Source organism: Affinirhizobium capsici (assembly GCF_977018625.1).
In genome coordinates this window covers 2,464,583-2,480,691 of record NZ_CDRNXD010000004.1, presented here as the reverse complement: position 1 = coordinate 2,480,691, position 16,109 = coordinate 2,464,583, and the positions used below count along the sequence as shown (strand labels likewise).

The window sequence follows — 16,109 nt, the reverse complement described above, 5'->3', positions numbered from 1 at the left end:
CCGTTTCATCGCATAGCGGGAAATTGCGTTAGCTCCTATAAAACAGGGCTTCCTTAGCGAAATTGCTCTGGCCAGTCACGTCGAGTGGCTACCTGACCTTCCGTTCTCAAGCGCGCAACCTCTGAAAGGTCGATCTGCGTGATCAACCAACTGCTTTCCTGCACGTCATCGCTTGCGCTTTGCGCATATATCCCGCTGGGTGGCATGCCATAATCGGAGGGGACATAAAGGGCCGCGCGCCCCTTGTTTTCATCAAGCGCCGGAGACCATGGGGCATCGCCGGCCGTTGGCGACGAGAGTACCGCAAACTGGTTCTCCAGAGCGCGCGCCTGGGCACCGATGCGCACGCGGTAACTTCCAGCCAATGTATCCGTGCAGCTGGGAGCCAGAACAAGTTCTACGCCAAGCTCTGCAAGTTGGCGACCCAGCATGGGAAATTCATTGTCGTAGCAAATCAGAATGCCAACCCGTCCAAGAGGAGTATCGAAGGCTGAGAGCCCTTCTTTGCCCGCCGCAATATTCCAGCGTTCGCGCTCAAAGCGTGTCATGATCTGCTTGTCCTGATGGCCAATGAAGCCTTCTGGCCCGAACAGCGGTGCGCGGTTGCGGAACTGCCCATCGGGATCAAGGACCGGCAAGGAACCGGGCTGGAAAACCACTTGATGCTTTCGCGCAAGCCTCTCGCAAAGGTCCATCCACGTCCGTACGAGCGGCTGAATGCCTCGAATGGAGGCGTGCAGATCAGAGCGCACTTTTGGAGCCAATTGGCCAGAGAGAACCAAGCCCGCATATTCCGGCATCAGCAGCAATTGCGCTCCCTCTTCTACCGCCTGCTCTACCAGTCGGGACAAGTGTGCCTCATACTCGTCCCAATGCTCGATGAGGTCGATAGTGTATTGGCAGGCGGCGAGGGTGATGGTCATTCAGAGGCTCCTGATCCAGAAGGAGAGGGGTTTTGGGCTCTCTTGTGCCTCATCCAAATCGCGCCAGGAAAAGGTGGTGCGAAGATTCGGGTGATGCCGATAGCCACGCTTTTCCCAGAAGCGATTGAGGGGGACATAATCCTTGGGGCGCCTGGGATGGTTTTCCGGTCTCTCTACTGCGCAGAAAGTACAATTGCCGAGACCAAGTCTCGCTGCCTGCGCCTCCCTCTGCTCGAAGAAGGCAAGGCCAATGCCTTGTCCACGATAGGTGGGTAAAAGCACGCTTTCCCCAAAGTAGAAGAAGTTTCGCGGATCAAGGTTATTCATGACAAAAGGGGCTTTCACCTCATCCGTCTCGCCCGCCATGGGCGTTCCGGTGGATGCGCCGATGATCTTGCCGTCATCGATAGCCAGTGCGAAGACAGAGCCTTGTGACCGCGCATAGGTAGCAAGATAGGTGTGCTCGTAATCCAGTGTTCCGTTGTAAAGATAAGGGAATTCGCGAAATACGCTAATGCGCAGGCGTGCTACGTCGCTGAAATACGGTATGGCGTCGCTGCCGGAAACGGATTTAATCGTCAAAGCCATAGATTGTTTTCACTCGCTGATCGGGGCGTTATACCGTTGCGCCACGATCATTTGAAGCTGCCAGAAAGAGGAACCATCCGCATGCACGCCAGCGACATCATCCGCGCCTATTACGATGCCTTCAACGCGCAGGATATGGATGCCTTCTTGAACCTTCTGACAGAAGATGTGGTGCATGACATCAACCAAGGGGAACGTCAGGAAGGAAAGTCCACTTTCGCAAAGTTCATGGACCACATGAACCGTTGCTATAAGGAAAACCTGACGGACATAGTTGTCATGGCAAATGCTGAGGGCACTCGTGCCGCCGCGGAGTTCATGGTCAACGGAACATATCTCGTGACAGACGAAGGCCTGCCAGAAGCCAAGGGCCAAACCTATCGCCTTCCCGCTGGAGCCTTTTTCGAGCTGCGAGAGGGGAAGGTTGCCCGGGTAACCAATTACTACAACCTCAACGACTGGATTGCACAGGTTAATAGCTGATTTCTCGAATAAGAGACCTTGATTCTCTTATAGTGGAATTTTAGTATCGCTTGCATGAGCGATGAGATGGACAATTTCGAGGAAGCTACAGGGGCAAGGCTGAAGACCCTCCGGCAGAGGCATGGCCTAACGCTGGATGAACTGGCGAGGGCCTCAGGTGTCAGCCGTGCCATGATCTCCCGCGCCGAGCGAGGTGAGGTCAGCCCTACGGCATCCCTTCTGGCGCGATTGTGCGAAGCCTTGGGCATGAGCCTTTCACAATTCTTCGCAGCTGACGATGCACCCAAGAGCCCATTCATTTGCCGCGAAGATCAACGCCTGTGGCGCGATCCGGTAACGGGCTATCTGCGCCGTTCCATATCGCCGCCCGGCACGGCTAGCGCTGTCGATATTGTCGAGGTCGAGTTTCCGCCTGGTGCGCGGGTATCTTTTCCGCCGCGTGCTGAAAGCCGCAACATGACGCAGCATGTCTGGCTGTTCGAGGGGCGGCTCGACATGATCCTGCCGGATGGGACCTACTCGCTTCACGCGGGCGATTGCCTGTTCATGCACATTGGCGACGCCTTCGAATTTTACAATCCATCCGATGCGCCTGCCCGCTACGCCGTCATCCTCGACCGCGGACGGTCTTGATAAGGGTATTCACCATGACAATGATCCAAATTCTGACTGCCGAAGATATGACCTCCTGGCTCGACGATCTCTGCGAGGTCTTGAGCGATTGCATCAATGGCGGAGCTTCACTCGGTTTCATGCTGCCTTTCGAACCCAAGGATGCAATGCTTTACTGGAGGGACGTGCAGAGCCATGTCGCATTGGGCCAGACATTGATCGCCGTGGCGAAGCGTGACGGGAAAGTTGTCGGCACGGTTCAGGTGGGGCTGGCACAAAAGCCCAATCAACCGCACCGCGGCGATGTCATGAAGCTGCTGGTGCATCGTGCAGCAAGGGGGCTTGGCCTGTCTCGAAAGTTGATGACCTGTGTTGAAGCCGAAGCGGCCCGATTGGGCCGTTCGCTGCTGGTTCTGGATACCGCAACGGGTAGCGAGGCGGAGGCAATTTACCCCCGTCTCGGTTGGCAGAAGGTTGGCGTCGTTCCCGACTATGCGCTTTGGCCTCAGGGTGGTTTTTGCGATACCACCATTTTTTATAAGCGCATTGGCATATGAAGCCTCACTTCAAAGACGTGTTGAACGCATCAAGGATCAACCTCGCCGCCTCTTCGTGAACAGTGGCGCGATCTCGAACACCTTCACCATCGCAAATGGGGTCTTTCTCGCCAGCCTCACTTAGGATTTCCAGGGCATCCGCCTTGCATACAGGCAGGAAGCTGAAGTGGTTGGAACCTGGAATCTGGTAATAATGCACGCCTGGAAGCTGGGAGGAGAGCATCCTTGCATCAACGGCAACAGGAATCTTATCCGCATCTCCCAGATTGATGACAGTCGTTGCAGCCTTGATGGTCTTCAGGCTTTGCGGCTGGAATGCGGTTGCCAGACCCGGATCGACAATGACGGCGGAGGTTACGCGCGGATCGAGATTGGATTGCTCGAATTGCCCCTTGTCGAGCTCCTGTAGCTTGACGACCGGCGAGGCGACCCGCCTGCCATCGACGAAGCCGAAGCCTCCCGCAAACCATTTGCAATCCATCATCATGGTGTAGCGGTCACAGTAATCGGCATAGGCATTGAGGTCGGCACGCGCGCCGATCAGTTCCAGCGCCGTGCTTGCGCCGAGAGAAAAACCAAGGACGCCGATCTTCGAAGAATCGACTGAGGCTTTCCAGCCCGCGTCGCCCGTCATCCAGGTAATGATGTTGGAGAGATCCTGCGTCCGCTGCCAAATGCGGGGGGTGGCGATGGGGGTGGAATCGCCGCTGGTTGTGCCGGGATGATCTGGGCCAACGACAATATAACCTTGCGCGGCAAGGCTGGCGGCAATCCACGTCATGCCCTGCGCTCGCGAGCCTGAACCGTGGGAGAGCAGGATGAGAGGGTATGTGCCGGGGTTCATCGGGGAATTCAGCTTGGCCGAGGCGCCAGTGAAGATGCGGTTATCACCGATCAAGACGTCTGGCGCTTTCGCGTCGGAGGGATACCAGACGTCGACAGAAAGGGGCTTGCCCCGTTGCGGAGAGGGAACGGAAATCGTGGTTGCGCCAATGGTCGTTTCGGCGAAGGCTGCAGCGGGAAGAATGACGCTGCTGAGGATGAAGGTGAGAGTGAGAAGCTTTCTCATAGGTCTGTCCTTTCGTGCTTGAGACGGACCTTTCTTCACCAACCACCCAAACATCTGCGACCTTGAACCTGTTGGAGGTCGTTCTCGAACACGTTCCCGGTCCTCATGATCTGTCTTGAGGAAGGACATTATTGGGAACAAAGACGCGGCGGTGGCTGCCGCGTCTTTGGAGTGTCGGTGGCTTACAGCGTGCCTTTGCGCTGCTGCATCATCATGAAGGTGTCGAAGCTGTAGTCTGCAATTTGCAGCCACAGATAACCGTCCTTCTTGAAAGCCTGCTGGCTCTCATAGATCTTTTTGAAGTTCTCGTTCTTGGCAGAAATCTCTGCGTAGGTTTCCTGGGCAGCCTTGTAGCAGACTTCCATAATATCCTGGCTGAACGGCTTCAGGATCGCACCTTGCGCTACGAGTTCGCGCAGAGCCTTGGCATTCAGAGCATCGTAACGTTCCAGCATCAACGCGTTCACGCGGGCACAGGCATCGGTGAGAACGCGCTGGTAGCTCTTCGGCAGGGCGTTGAACTTCTCGCGGTTGAAGAAGGCGTGAACGGTCGGACCACCTTCCCAGAAGGCGGGGTAGTAGTAGTACTTGGCGACCTTGTAAAAGCCGAGCTTGTGATCGTCGTAGGGACCGACGAATTCCGTCGCGTCGATAGTGCCTTTTTCAAGCGCTGCATAGACATCGCCACCGGCGATCTGCTGCGGTGTTACGCCCACCTTGCTCAGCACCTGGCCAGCCAGACCGGCAATGCGCATCTTCAGACCCTTGAGGTCGTCGACGGTCTTGATTTCCTTGCGGAACCAGCCGCCCATCTGAGCGCCGGTATTGCCTGCTGGGAGAGCATAGAGATTGTGCTGCTCAAGGAATGCGTTCAGCAGGTCGTTACCGCCGCCAACCGTGAACCAGGAGTTCGTGAGACGTGCGTTGAGACCGAATGGAACAGCCGTGCCCAGGGCGAATGTCGGGTCTTTGCCCACATAGTAATAGGCGCAGGTATGCGCCATTTCCACCGTGCCAGCAGAAACCGCGTCCGCGGCCTGAAGTGGTGGAACGATTTCGCCTGCCGCGTAAGTCTGGATCTTGAACTTTCCGCCGGTAGCTTCGGATACGCTTTTTGCAATCTCCGTTGCGCTTTCGAAGAGTACATCAAGGCTCTTCGGGAAGGAGGAGGTCAGCCGCCAGGTGATCTCCGGGTTCTCTTGCGCCACGGCCGGTGCTGCCAGTGCGGTTGCTGCTGCTGCGCCGACACCGGCGACGCCAGCTTGTCGGAAAAATGCTCTGCGATCCATTTCACTCATGCCTTCATCTGGGCCTCTCATGAGGCGTATCTCGCTTAAGGCTAAATCAGTTTGTTGCCCCAACTGCAAGCCTGAGATGTAGAAAGTTGCCAGATTGCCGGACAGTCTGTCCGATGATTGCGGATAGCGATCGACCCTGCATGTCTGCCATGCAAGGAAGGAGACTTGCGAGACTGCTCATATTCACATAGATTAGAATCATTCTAAAAGGAGTTTGTGCTGATGTTGGATTTCTTGCGCGGTTCGGGTCGTCGGCGGTTTGAGAGCCTGAGTGAAGAAGAAATCCTAGCGCTGGCCATTTCCTCAGAAGAGGAAGACTCCCGCATATACATGTCTTATGCGCGGGCGTTGCAGGCTCAGGCACCGGATTCCGCCAAGGTCTTTCGTGACATGGCAGAGGTGGAGCAGACGCACCGCAATATGCTCATCTCGCAGTTCCGGCAGAGGTTCGGTGAAGATATTCCGCTGATCCGGCGTGAGCACGTGCGCGGCTTTTATCAGCGCAAGCCCGATTGGTTGGTGAAAAACCTAACCTTGGAAACCATCAGAGCCCAGGCAGAGTTGATGGAGGCGCAAGCCTACAACTTTTATATGGAAGCCCAGAAGCACGTCACGGATGCATCCACCCGTCAGCTGCTGGGTGATCTGGCGTTGGCGGAACAGGGCCACAGTGATATTGCTCACATGCTAGGCGAGAAGCATACGCCGGAGGAGGTACGCCAAGAGGAATCCGCCACGGAACGTCGACAATTTATTCTCACTTACGTGCAGCCTGGTCTCGCAGGCTTGATGGATGGATCGGTCTCAACGCTGGCGCCGATCTTTGCGGCTGCCTTTGCAACACAGGATACGTGGCAGACCTTCCTGGTCGGCCTTTCCGCCTCGGTGGGTGCGGGCATCTCCATGGGCTTTACCGAAGCCTCGCATGATGACGGCAAGATTTCCGGACGTGGCTCGCCGCTCAAGCGCGGACTTGCCTGTGGCATCATGACGACGGTGGGCGGTCTTGGCCATGCGCTGCCTTACCTTATTCCTCACTTCTGGACTGCGACGATCGTTGCCGCCATCGTGGTGTTCATTGAGCTTTGGGCCATCGCCTTCATCCAGAATAAGTATATGGAAACCCCGTTCATGCGGGCTGTTTTCCAAGTGGTGTTCGGTGGATCGCTCGTGCTCGCTGCGGGTATTCTGATCGGGAATTCGTAGGCGGCTTGGGGCAAAGGCGAGTGTTACAATAAGAAAAGGCCCGCTTGCGCGAGCCTTTTTTGATTCCGATCCACCCATGGTTATCGTACGGAGCCGACTACCAGTTCGCGGCCATCTTCGATGGAGACCCAGCGGCCCGTGTTGAAGGATGCCTGACGCTTCAGGTAGGTATAATCCGTATCGGTCCAGATCTTTACCTGGTCCGTGAGGTTGTCGAGAACATAGTCGCCCTCAGAGGTGCGAACAGTCAAAATGGCATGACCTTCACCATCGGGCTTACGCACAACAGTGATCAGAAGGTCAGCAAGCGAGAAGCCCTTTTCCTTCAGCTCCTTGCGCTTTTCCAGCGCATAGTCTTCGCAATCACCAGCGGTCGTTGGGTAGGCCCAATATTCTTCGCGGCCATAGACTTCCATATCCGTGCGAGCTTCGATCCGGTGATTCACCGAAGCGTTGACCTGCTGGATCATCTCCCAGCCATACTCGGTAACCTTTGGTGGTGGCGTGGATGCAAAGCGCTGATTGCACTCGTCCGGCAGGCGCTGACAAAATTCGTAATGGCCGATCGGCTGGGAGGTAATGCCACCCACGATCATGTTCGGTGAACCGGTGCGCGGCGCGGGAATGGCCGCGGAGGCAGACGCAAGCAAACTGGCGAGGATCACGGCAAAGTGCCGTGCCTTCAGGGCATTCATCATGGACCCGTCCCTTTAAATCCTAACGAAAGGTTAAGATCGACAGGGGGCAGGTGTCAATTATGAACGAAAGATTAACGAGGCCTGTTGAGATTTATGGTTAAGATCGATGCATTTTAGCAGCAGTTTAACTAAATCGGTCTCATGCCATTGAAATAATCGCTGCGCGCATCCGCTCTATGTCCTGTGGACGCGAAAGGCGATGATCTCCGTCGCGGATGAGGGTGAGTACGACATCATCGGCAGGCAGGAATTCCACAAGCTTCAGCGCATGGGCAAATGGCACGTCCGGGTCTTCCATGCCTTGCAGAATATGGACCGGGCAGCCGGTCTCGATCATGCCGGTCAGAACCCGATTATCGCGCCCGTCATCCAGAAGCGCTTTGGTAAAGATGTTTGGCTCGCTGCTGTATTCCGATGGCTCCTCGAAGTAGCCGCGTTCTTCCAGTGATTGTCTTTCGACGTCCGTGAGCGCGGGTTCGATGAGATCCATGGTGAAATCGGGCGCTGGCGCGATCAAGACCATGCCGGACACTTTGGCTGCCTCGGCCTTTTTCAATTCCTGCGCAACCCGAAGCGCAATCCACCCGCCCATGGAGGAGCCAACCAGGATCAGCCTGGCTGGTGCATGGGTGGAAATGACTGCAAGCGATTCTTCCAGCCAGCGGGAGATGGTACCGTCACGGAACGCGCCACCGGATTGGCCGTGTCCCGAATAATCGAACCGCAAACTGCCGAGCCCGAGCTCAACCGCAAGCTTTTCCATTTCCAGCGCTTTGGTGCCTTCCATATCGGAGCGATAGCCGCCAAGCCAGACAAGGAGCGGCTTTTCGGCAAATGTGCCCTGGCGGTAGACCATCGCGATCTCGCGAGCATGCGGCCCTTGGCCTACGCTCAGGCGGCGGAACGTAGCTTCAGTGGCAGTGTTTTCCATGGTGCGAATCTCCTCTCGTTGGGTGCGGATATAGAACAGATTCGGAAATTCCAGCTACTAGGTGATTTTCTGGCTTTAATATGCTATTGACTTCCGCGCAGCCTTGACGAAATTGCCGTTTCGTCGCGTGCGCGAAGCAACGCCGCTGCGACCCAGAAATTATTCGAGGAGAATACGACCATTCGCAGACCATTCAAAGCCGACGCTCCTGTAAAGGACGGTCCGCGCTCCAACCGGGAAATCCGCATTCCTCGCGTTCAGTTGATCGACGCAGAGGGCCAGAACCTCGGCATCGTGCCGACAGATCAAGCGATGAAGATGGCAGAGGAAGCGGGGCTGGACCTCGTGGAGATCTCTCCGAACACTGAGCCGCCGGTCTGCAAAATTCTCGATCTCGGCAAGCTGAAATACGCCAACCAGAAGAAGGCGGCTGAAGCTCGCAAAAAGCAGAAGATCGTTGAAATCAAAGAAATCAAGATGCGTCCGAACATCGACACCCATGACTATGAGGTGAAGATGAAGGCGATTCTTCGTTTCTTCGAAGACGGCGACAAGGTGCGCGTCACGCTGCGTTTCCGCGGCCGTGAAATGGCACACCAGGAACTTGGCATGAAGCTGTTGCTTCAGGTCAAGGAAGACACGGCGACGATTGCCAAGGTTGAGGCAGAGCCCAAGCTTGAGGGTCGCCAGATGATGATGGTTCTGGCACCGAGATAATTCGGCGCCAGTCCTTAATCTCTGTCGCTCGGTTTCTCGAGCAGGAATCACCTGTACACCCCATTGCGCTTTTGCCGGTTGGTGGTATAAGCGCGCGTCCGAACGGTCCGGCAGGGCATGCCGTGGCCGTTCTTGAATAGCTTGAAGCCAGCCTCATCAGCAGGTTTCGATACAAGAACACGGAGTAGCAAAATGCCCAAGATGAAGACGAAGTCGTCCGCCAAGAAGCGGTTCAAAGTGACCGCGACTGGTAAGGTCGTCGCAGCTGCTGCTGGCAAGCGCCACGGCATGATCAAGCGTTCCAACAAGTTCATCCGCGATGCTCGCGGTACGATGATCCTTGCCGAGCCTGATGGCAAGAAGGTTATCAAGAACTACCTGCCGAACGGTCTCTGAGACCCTTTCGCTTTTGGATCACTAAGGAGATCATGACATGTCACGCGTAAAACGGGGTACAACCTCCCACGCCAAGCACAAGAAGACACTGAAGGCAGCTAAGGGTTTCTACGGCCGCCGCAAGAACACGATCCGCGCTGCAAAGGCTGCGGTTGACCGTTCGCGCCAGATGGCGACACGCGACCGCCGCGTGAAGAAGCGGAATTTCCGCGCTCTCTGGATTCAGCGTATCAACGCTGCTGTTCGCGAATTCGGCCTGACCTATGGCCGCTTCATCGACGGCCTGAACAAGGCTGGTATTGAAGTCGACCGCAAGGTTCTGTCCGACATGGCTATCCATGAGCCTGCAGCATTTGGCGCTCTCGTCGATGCTTCCAAGAAGGCTCTTGAGTATCTGAAGGATGCAGGAACAGCCAACGAGTTTGAAAGCGCGGTTCGTTAACCAGCGCTTCCCAAGCTAGTCTAGCTTTATTGAATTGGGAAACCCGCGCTGGTTTGGGCTGGCGCGGGTTTTTCATTTTATCTACTAGGCCATATGGCACGAATACATGTCACGATCGAAGGTCAGCAGAGCTGATTTCGCCGCGAGCATCACACGGAAAAAACCATGTCCGATCTGGAAAATTTGAAGACCTCGCTTCTGACGGAAATTGCAGCTAGCTCGGACGAAGCGGCTCTGGAAGCCGTCCGCGTTGGCGCGCTCGGCAAGAAGGGTTCTGTGTCCGAATTGCTAAAGACGCTGGGTGCCATGAGCCCGGAAGAGCGCCAGACCCGTGGCGCGGCCATCAATGCGCTGAAAAACGAAGTGAATGATGCTCTTGTTGCCCGCAAGACCGTTCTAAGAGATGCAGCCATCAATGCCCGCCTGGCAGCTGAAACAGTCGATGTGTCTTTGCCTGTGCGGTCCTCCCCGGCAGAGCGTGGCCGTATTCATCCGATCAGCCAGATCGTTGACGAAATTACCGCAATTTTTGGCGATATGGGCTTTTCCATCGCCGAAGGCCCGGACATCGAGACCGATTATTACAACTTCACGGCACTGAATTTCCCCGAAGGCCATCCCGCCCGCGAGATGCACGACACCTTCTTCTTCCAGTCGGATGAAAAGGGTGAACGCAAGGTTCTGCGCACGCACACATCTCCTGTGCAGATCCGCACGATGGAAGCGCAGAAGCCGCCGATCCGCATCATCATTCCGGGCAAGACCTATCGTCAGGATTCCGATGCCACGCATTCGCCGATGTTCCATCAGGTCGAAGGGCTCGTAGTCGACAAGAAAAGCCATGTCGGCAATATGCGCTGGATATTGGAAGAGTTCTGCAAGGCCTTCTTTGAGGTGGATAGCGTCACCATGCGCTTCCGTCCGTCCTTCTTCCCCTTCACTGAACCAAGCTTCGAAGTGGATATTCAGTGCGACCGTTCGTCTGGTCCCATCGTGAAGTTTGGGGAAGGCACGGACTGGATGGAAATTCTCGGCTGCGGCATGGTTCACCCGAACGTGCTGCGTGCCGGTGGTCTCGACCCCGATGAGTATCAGGGCTTTGCCTGGGGCATGGGTCTCGACCGCATCGCGATGCTGAAATATGGCATGCCGGACCTGCGCGACTTCTTCAATGCCGACGTACGCTGGATGAGCCATTACGGTTTCCGCCCACTCGATATGCCCACCCTGTTCGGCGGTTTGAGCCAGTAGCGAGCCAAGGAGGATAGACCCATGAAATTCACGCTCTCCTGGCTGAAGGAACATCTGGACACTGACGCGACGCTCGAGCAGATTTGCGAGCGCCTCACGGCGATTGGCCTCGAAGTCGAGGATGTTGATGATCGTGCAGCCTACAAGCCGTTCGTCATTGCCAAGGTGATTTCGGCTGAAAAGCATCCGTCTGCTGATCGGCTGAAAGTGTTGGTGGTGGATGCTGGCGACGGCAAGCCGGTGCAGGTGGTTTGCGGTGCGCCGAATGCGCGTGCAGGCCTTGTCGGTGCTCTGGCGCGTCCAGGTACTTACGTTCCGGGCATTGATGTCACACTGGCCGTTGGCAATATCCGCGGTGTCGAAAGCCACGGCATGATGTGCTCCGAAAAAGAGCTGAACATCTCCGAGAACCATGATGGCATTATCGATCTGCCGGAAGATGCGCCGGTCGGTACAATGTTCGCATCCTATGCCGGTCTGGACGATCCCGTCATCGAGATCAACCTCACACCAAATCGCCCCGATTGCACGAGCATTTTCGGCATTGCGCGCGATCTTGCAGCGTCTGGACTCGGCACTTTGAAGCAGCCCAAGGCTCCGAGCTTCAAGGTGGATGGCGAAACGCCCGTTGAGGTGAAAATCGAACTTGATGACGAGCGGCTTTGCCCGGGCTTTGCCTTGCGCCTCGTGCGCGGCGTGAAGAATGGCCCAAGCCCTGATTGGATGCAGACCCGGCTGAAGGCTATTGGCCTTCGTCCGATCAACGCCCTCGTCGACATCACCAATTACATGACCTTCGATCAAGGGCGCCCGATGCACGTCTTCGATGCGGCCAAGGTCAAAGGCAACCTGATCGTTCGCCGCGCCAAGGATGGTGAGGAGATCGTCGCTCTCGATACGCGTACCTACAAGCTTGGTTCCAGTAACGTTGTCATTTCCGATGATAACGGTGTGGAATCCATCGGCGGCATCATGGGTGGTGAGCATTCGGGCTGTGATGAGAACACGGTTGATGTGCTGATCGAATCCGCTTTGTGGGACCCGATCAATATTGCCAAGTCGGGCCGCACTCTGGGCATTATTACCGATGCTCGCTATCGCTTCGAGCGTGGGGTTGACCCGGAATATATGATGCCAGGGCTGGAAAGGACGACGGAGCTGGTTCTTGCTCTTTGCGGCGGCACGCCCGCCAAGGCTCGCGTGGCTGGCTATAAGGGTCATGACCGCAAGGTGGTCGATTTCCCATTCTCTGAAGTAAAGCGCCTGACGGGCCTCACTGTTTCAGTCGAAGAGAGCCGTCAGATCCTCACCGGGCTCGGTTTCGAACTTCTCAGCGGCGATGAGACCGAGGCGCAGGTGGCTGTTCCATCCTGGCGTCCTGATGTGGATGGTAAGGCGGATCTGGTTGAAGAGGTCATGCGCATTCATGGCGTCGATAACATCAAGCCTGAGCCGCTTCCCGCCAAGGAAACAGTCAATGCTCGCATTCTGACGACGCTGCAAATTCGCACGCGCACGGCCAAGCGGGCGCTGGCCTCGCGCGGAATGCTGGAAGCCGTCACATGGTCCTTCATCCCGGAAGAGCAGGCAAAACTCTTCGGTGGCGGTCAATCCGCGCTGAAGCTGGCAAACCCGATTGCCGCCGATATGTCGGACATGCGCCCTTCACTGCTGCCTGGTCTGCTAACCGCTGCCCAGCGCAATGCGGACAAAGGCTTTGGCGATGTCGCGATCTTCGAAGTTTCCGGTATTTATGAAGGCGACACACCAGAGAAACAACGTCGTGTCGCCGGCGGTATTCGCCGTGGCACGGCGACGCTGGCAGGCGCGGGCAGACTGTGGTCCAACGCGACCAAGGGCGGCGGCAAGGCGGTCGATGTGTTTGACGCGAAGGCCGATGCTTTAGCGGTCCTAGAAGCTTGCGGCATGCCGATGGCTAACGTGCAGATAGAGCAGGGTGGTCCTTCCTGGTATCATCCGGGCCGGTCTGGCACGATCAAGATGGGGCCGAAGGTGGTGCTTGGCCATTTTGGTGAATTCCATCCGAACACCTTGTCTGCTCTTGATGTGTCGGGTGCACTGAGCGGCTTTGAAGTTTATCTGGATGCCATGCCCGAGCCAAAGAAAAAGGCGACACGCACGAAGCCAGCATTAGAGCTTTCGCCGTTCCAGATGGTCAAACGTGACTTCGCTTTCGTGGTCGAAAAAGCCGTCGATGCCGGAGCCATCATCAAGGCTGCAACCAGTGCCGACCGCAAGCTGATCACCGGCGTTAATGTGTTCGACGTGTTTGAAGGCGCTTCCGTGGGTGAGGGTAAGAAGTCTATAGCCATCGAAGTTCTGATACAGCCAGTCGATAAGACTCTGACGGATGAAGACTTCGACGCGCTGACGAAAAAGATTGTCGGGAATGTCGAGAAATCGACCGGCGGGCTGCTTCGTGCCTAAGATATTTTGAAGGAACGGATGTGATGTAAGCATCCCTTCCTTCACATGCGTCGATTGCAGATAGACTGCGAGTTTAAGCAGGAAGATCTCTATCGGATTTCTCGGCAGATAGCGTTGTTTCACCCCGAAATGAGCGGTGCTGAGAGCACGATACCAAAATAAAACGGGCGGCTGATGAGGCCGCCCGTTTTTCATTTCAAAAGAATGCCCGGTTTATGCGACCGCGCGACGCCCCATCTGCGATCCACCGTAGCTTGCGGTCGCTTGGGTGCGGAACCGCTGAACCATATCTGCCAGGCGTTCGGTTTCCTGGGTCAGGCTCTGTGCTGCGGCAGTCGTCTCTTCAACCATTGCTGCGTTTTGCTGCGTGACCTTGTCCATGTTGTCACCAGCCGCCGTCACCTCTCGCAGGCTGCCTGCCTGTTCGCGTGCGGCTTCCGCGATCTGTGAAATCGTCTGGCTCATGATCACCACCTGCCCAACGATTTCCTCCAAGGATTTGCCAGAGGCACTGACGAGATCCACACCTGTCTGAACCTGCTGGCTCGATGTGTTGATCAACTCCTTGATTTCGCGAGCAGCTGTTGCTGAACGCTGGGCAAGCTCGCGAACTTCCTGAGCAACGACTGCAAACCCCTTGCCAGCTTCGCCAGCACGGGCTGCTTCGACGCCAGCATTCAGTGCAAGAAGGTTCGTCTGGAAGGCGATTTCGTCAATCACACCAATAATACTGCTGATCCGTTCCGAGGAGCCCTGGATTGCGGTCATAGCTTCAATAGCGCGAGCTACGATAGAGCCACCTTTTTCCGCGTTATCGCGCGCTGTTGCCACAACGCCCTGAGCGTTCGCAGCACCTTCAGCGGTATGATTGACGCCCTTTGAAACGTCGGCCAACGCCGCGATTGTTTCCTCCAACGAAGCGGCCTGCTGTTCGGTGCGGCGTGCAAGATCATGAGAGGCGTCGGAGATTTCGCCAAGACCTGCCCGGATGGTGACGACCGTCGTGACAACTCCGCCGACTGCCTCTTCAAGCGACGCAACGGAAGTGTTGAAGTTCTGGCGGATTTCCTCGAATTCAGGCGCAACGGATTCATTCATGCGAACTGTCAGATCGCCCTTTGCCAAGGCGTTAAAGCCGGTTTGAACCTGGTGAACGAACTGACGCAGGTCTTCCGCCTTTGCGCTTTCCAGGGCCAGCTTCTCACGGCGCTCAGCTTCAACCGAGGTGCGCAGCCTATCCTGCTCAGCCTTCGCGGCGACGCCATGCGCAAGATCGTCGCGGAACTTTTCAAGCGCCTTGGCAAGCGTACCCACTTCGTCAGAACGATCTTTTTGGGTCACTTCCGTATGATAATCTCCGTTGCTCAGGCCGTTCACGCTCTTGAGCAACGCACCGAGAGGATTGCGAACGAGCTTGGAGGAGGCAACATAGATAATGAATACACAGGCGAGAAGAATGAGCAGGCCGCTGACGATGGCACTCTGAATGGCCTGAGAAACCGGAGCAGAGAAAATTGCTTCCGGAACATCAAGAACAAGAGCCCAGGTTGTATTCATGCCTGACGCGTTGATGGGATAGACAATACGGACGCGACCATCCTCAAAACCCTTGATAACGCGGGATTTCCCATCTTGGAGAGCGGCTTTCACGTCATCCGCACCGGGATCGGCGTAGGACTTCATCAGAAGATCTTTATTAGGATGTGCCAGCCAGTTGGAGTTGTTCGCCAGCAGCATGACCCGCCCACCTTCGAAGGGCTGCAGCGTATCCAGCGATTTGACAAGATCGTCCAGAGTAATGTCTACACCGGCAAGCCCAACTGTCGTGCCTTGGAGCTTGATTGGTACAGAAACGGATGTCAGTAGTTTACCACTAGTGGATACGTATGGTGCCGTGATCAGGCTCTTGCCAGATTGTAGCGGAGCCGCATACCACTGTTCTTGCGGCTTGATGATCCAGGTTGAAAACTCTCTCGATCCGCTGGCAGTCTTAGTCCAGTAGGGGGTAAAAACCCCTTCGGCATTGTTACCGTCCGTACCGTTCAACGTAAACTCGACCTTATCGTTTGGAACCCCACACATCCATGCGCCGAACAGGCTAGGATAAGGTGCCGTCACGGGCTCTATAAGGGCAATAATGTCTTTCTTGTTGCGACCGCCTTTTTCGATATAGCCGGAGAGGGTCGCAGCAAGAGTCTTGCCAACCGAGAGAGCTTCGGTGATCTGAGAGGTGACTTGCTGAGCAACGCTTTGCGCTTTCTCAGTTGCGAGCGCCATGACCTGTTGTTCGGTCCTGTCTTTCGCCTCCCATCCGGTGAAGCCAGTATATAAGCAAACCACAATAGATGCTGCTATGCCCGTTGAGAGCATGAGCTTTCCGGAAATACTCGTCAGAATCTGTTTCACCGTCGTCCGCCCCTTTAGGTTAGTAGGCGGAGCATATTCGAAAGAATATAAACAAAGCGCAAACAGTGGACTGCGATCGTTCAC

16 protein-coding genes are annotated in these 16,109 nt (G+C 55.9%); 9 read left to right on the top strand and 7 right to left on the bottom strand.

Going from position 1 to position 16,109, the window contains the following annotated elements:
- Positions 1 to 53: 53 nt before the first annotated feature.
- Positions 54 to 923, bottom strand: coding sequence for a carbon-nitrogen hydrolase family protein (locus AC0JZ1_RS15255; protein ID WP_471883176.1), 870 nt, complete (start codon positions 921 to 923; stop codon positions 54 to 56).
- Positions 924 to 1,511, bottom strand: a complete 588-nt coding sequence (locus AC0JZ1_RS15250) for a GNAT family N-acetyltransferase (protein ID WP_471883175.1) — start codon at positions 1,509 to 1,511, stop codon at positions 924 to 926.
- A gap of 81 nt (positions 1,512 to 1,592) precedes the next feature.
- Between AC0JZ1_RS15250 and AC0JZ1_RS15245 the strand changes: the two genes are divergently transcribed.
- The 3 genes from AC0JZ1_RS15245 to AC0JZ1_RS15235 all read left to right on the top strand — a co-directional run bounded on the left by AC0JZ1_RS15245 (position 1,593) and on the right by AC0JZ1_RS15235 (position 3,163).
- Positions 1,593 to 1,994 carry a ketosteroid isomerase-related protein gene (locus tag AC0JZ1_RS15245; RefSeq protein ID WP_471883174.1) on the top strand — a complete coding sequence of 134 codons (402 nt, stop codon included), beginning with the start codon at positions 1,593 to 1,595 and terminating at the stop codon, positions 1,992 to 1,994.
- Between the two features lie 66 nt (positions 1,995 to 2,060).
- A complete protein-coding gene (locus AC0JZ1_RS15240; RefSeq protein WP_471883173.1) occupies positions 2,061 to 2,627 on the top strand; it encodes a helix-turn-helix domain-containing protein in 567 nt (188 codons plus the stop codon).
- A gap of 14 nt (positions 2,628 to 2,641) precedes the next feature.
- Positions 2,642 to 3,163, top strand: a complete 522-nt coding sequence (locus AC0JZ1_RS15235; RefSeq protein WP_471883172.1) for a GNAT family N-acetyltransferase — start codon at positions 2,642 to 2,644, stop codon at positions 3,161 to 3,163.
- Positions 3,164 to 3,167: 4 nt separating this feature from the next.
- Here AC0JZ1_RS15235 and AC0JZ1_RS15230 read toward each other — a convergent pair whose 3' ends face one another.
- Together AC0JZ1_RS15230 and AC0JZ1_RS15225 are read right to left on the bottom strand one after the other, a co-directional pair.
- Entirely contained in the window at positions 3,168 to 4,232 is a 1,065-nt protein-coding gene (locus AC0JZ1_RS15230; RefSeq protein WP_471883171.1) for an alpha/beta hydrolase family protein, read from the bottom strand.
- A 182-nt stretch (positions 4,233 to 4,414) separates the two neighbouring features.
- Complete coding sequence (locus tag AC0JZ1_RS15225) at positions 4,415 to 5,521, bottom strand: TRAP transporter substrate-binding protein (RefSeq protein WP_471883475.1); 1,107 nt, start codon at positions 5,519 to 5,521, stop codon at positions 4,415 to 4,417.
- 231 nt (positions 5,522 to 5,752) lie between these two features.
- Here AC0JZ1_RS15225 and mbfA point away from each other — a divergent pair, with 231 nt between their 5' ends.
- Positions 5,753 to 6,736: an iron exporter MbfA gene (gene mbfA, locus AC0JZ1_RS15220; protein WP_471883170.1), complete on the top strand. Its 984-nt coding sequence runs from the start codon at positions 5,753 to 5,755 to the stop codon at positions 6,734 to 6,736.
- Positions 6,737 to 6,816: 80 nt separating this feature from the next.
- Here the strand turns inward: mbfA and AC0JZ1_RS15215 are convergent, their stop codons facing one another.
- Together AC0JZ1_RS15215 and AC0JZ1_RS15210 are read right to left on the bottom strand one after the other, a co-directional pair.
- Positions 6,817 to 7,434 carry a transglutaminase-like cysteine peptidase gene (locus AC0JZ1_RS15215; RefSeq protein ID WP_471883169.1) on the bottom strand — a complete coding sequence of 206 codons (618 nt, stop codon included), beginning with the start codon at positions 7,432 to 7,434 and terminating at the stop codon, positions 6,817 to 6,819.
- 139 nt (positions 7,435 to 7,573) lie between these two features.
- Positions 7,574 to 8,365 carry an alpha/beta hydrolase gene (locus AC0JZ1_RS15210; protein ID WP_471883168.1) on the bottom strand — a complete coding sequence of 264 codons (792 nt, stop codon included), beginning with the start codon at positions 8,363 to 8,365 and terminating at the stop codon, positions 7,574 to 7,576.
- 180 nt (positions 8,366 to 8,545) lie between these two features.
- Here AC0JZ1_RS15210 and infC point away from each other — a divergent pair, with 180 nt between their 5' ends.
- From infC to pheT, 5 genes are all read left to right on the top strand, one after another.
- Positions 8,546 to 9,082 (top strand): translation initiation factor IF-3, encoded by a 537-nt coding sequence (infC, locus tag AC0JZ1_RS15205; protein WP_471883474.1) that lies wholly within the window; start codon positions 8,546 to 8,548, stop codon positions 9,080 to 9,082.
- A 192-nt stretch (positions 9,083 to 9,274) separates the two neighbouring features.
- Positions 9,275 to 9,478 carry a 50S ribosomal protein L35 gene (rpmI, locus tag AC0JZ1_RS15200; RefSeq protein WP_165216076.1) on the top strand — a complete coding sequence of 68 codons (204 nt, stop codon included), beginning with the start codon at positions 9,275 to 9,277 and terminating at the stop codon, positions 9,476 to 9,478.
- 37 nt (positions 9,479 to 9,515) lie between these two features.
- Positions 9,516 to 9,920, top strand: coding sequence for a 50S ribosomal protein L20 (gene rplT / locus AC0JZ1_RS15195; RefSeq protein ID WP_471883167.1), 405 nt, complete (start codon positions 9,516 to 9,518; stop codon positions 9,918 to 9,920).
- A gap of 165 nt (positions 9,921 to 10,085) precedes the next feature.
- On the top strand, positions 10,086 to 11,171 hold the full coding sequence (gene pheS, locus AC0JZ1_RS15190) for a phenylalanine--tRNA ligase subunit alpha (RefSeq protein WP_471883166.1): 1,086 nt from the start codon (positions 10,086 to 10,088) through the stop codon (positions 11,169 to 11,171).
- A gap of 21 nt (positions 11,172 to 11,192) precedes the next feature.
- Positions 11,193 to 13,619: a phenylalanine--tRNA ligase subunit beta gene (gene pheT, locus AC0JZ1_RS15185; protein WP_471883165.1), complete on the top strand. Its 2,427-nt coding sequence runs from the start codon at positions 11,193 to 11,195 to the stop codon at positions 13,617 to 13,619.
- A 213-nt stretch (positions 13,620 to 13,832) separates the two neighbouring features.
- Here the strand turns inward: pheT and AC0JZ1_RS15180 are convergent, their stop codons facing one another.
- The gene (locus AC0JZ1_RS15180; RefSeq protein WP_471883164.1) at positions 13,833 to 16,025 is read right to left on the bottom strand and encodes a methyl-accepting chemotaxis protein; all 2,193 of its coding nucleotides are present in this window, start codon (positions 16,023 to 16,025) and stop codon (positions 13,833 to 13,835) included.
- Between the last annotated feature and the right edge of the window lie 84 nt (positions 16,026 to 16,109).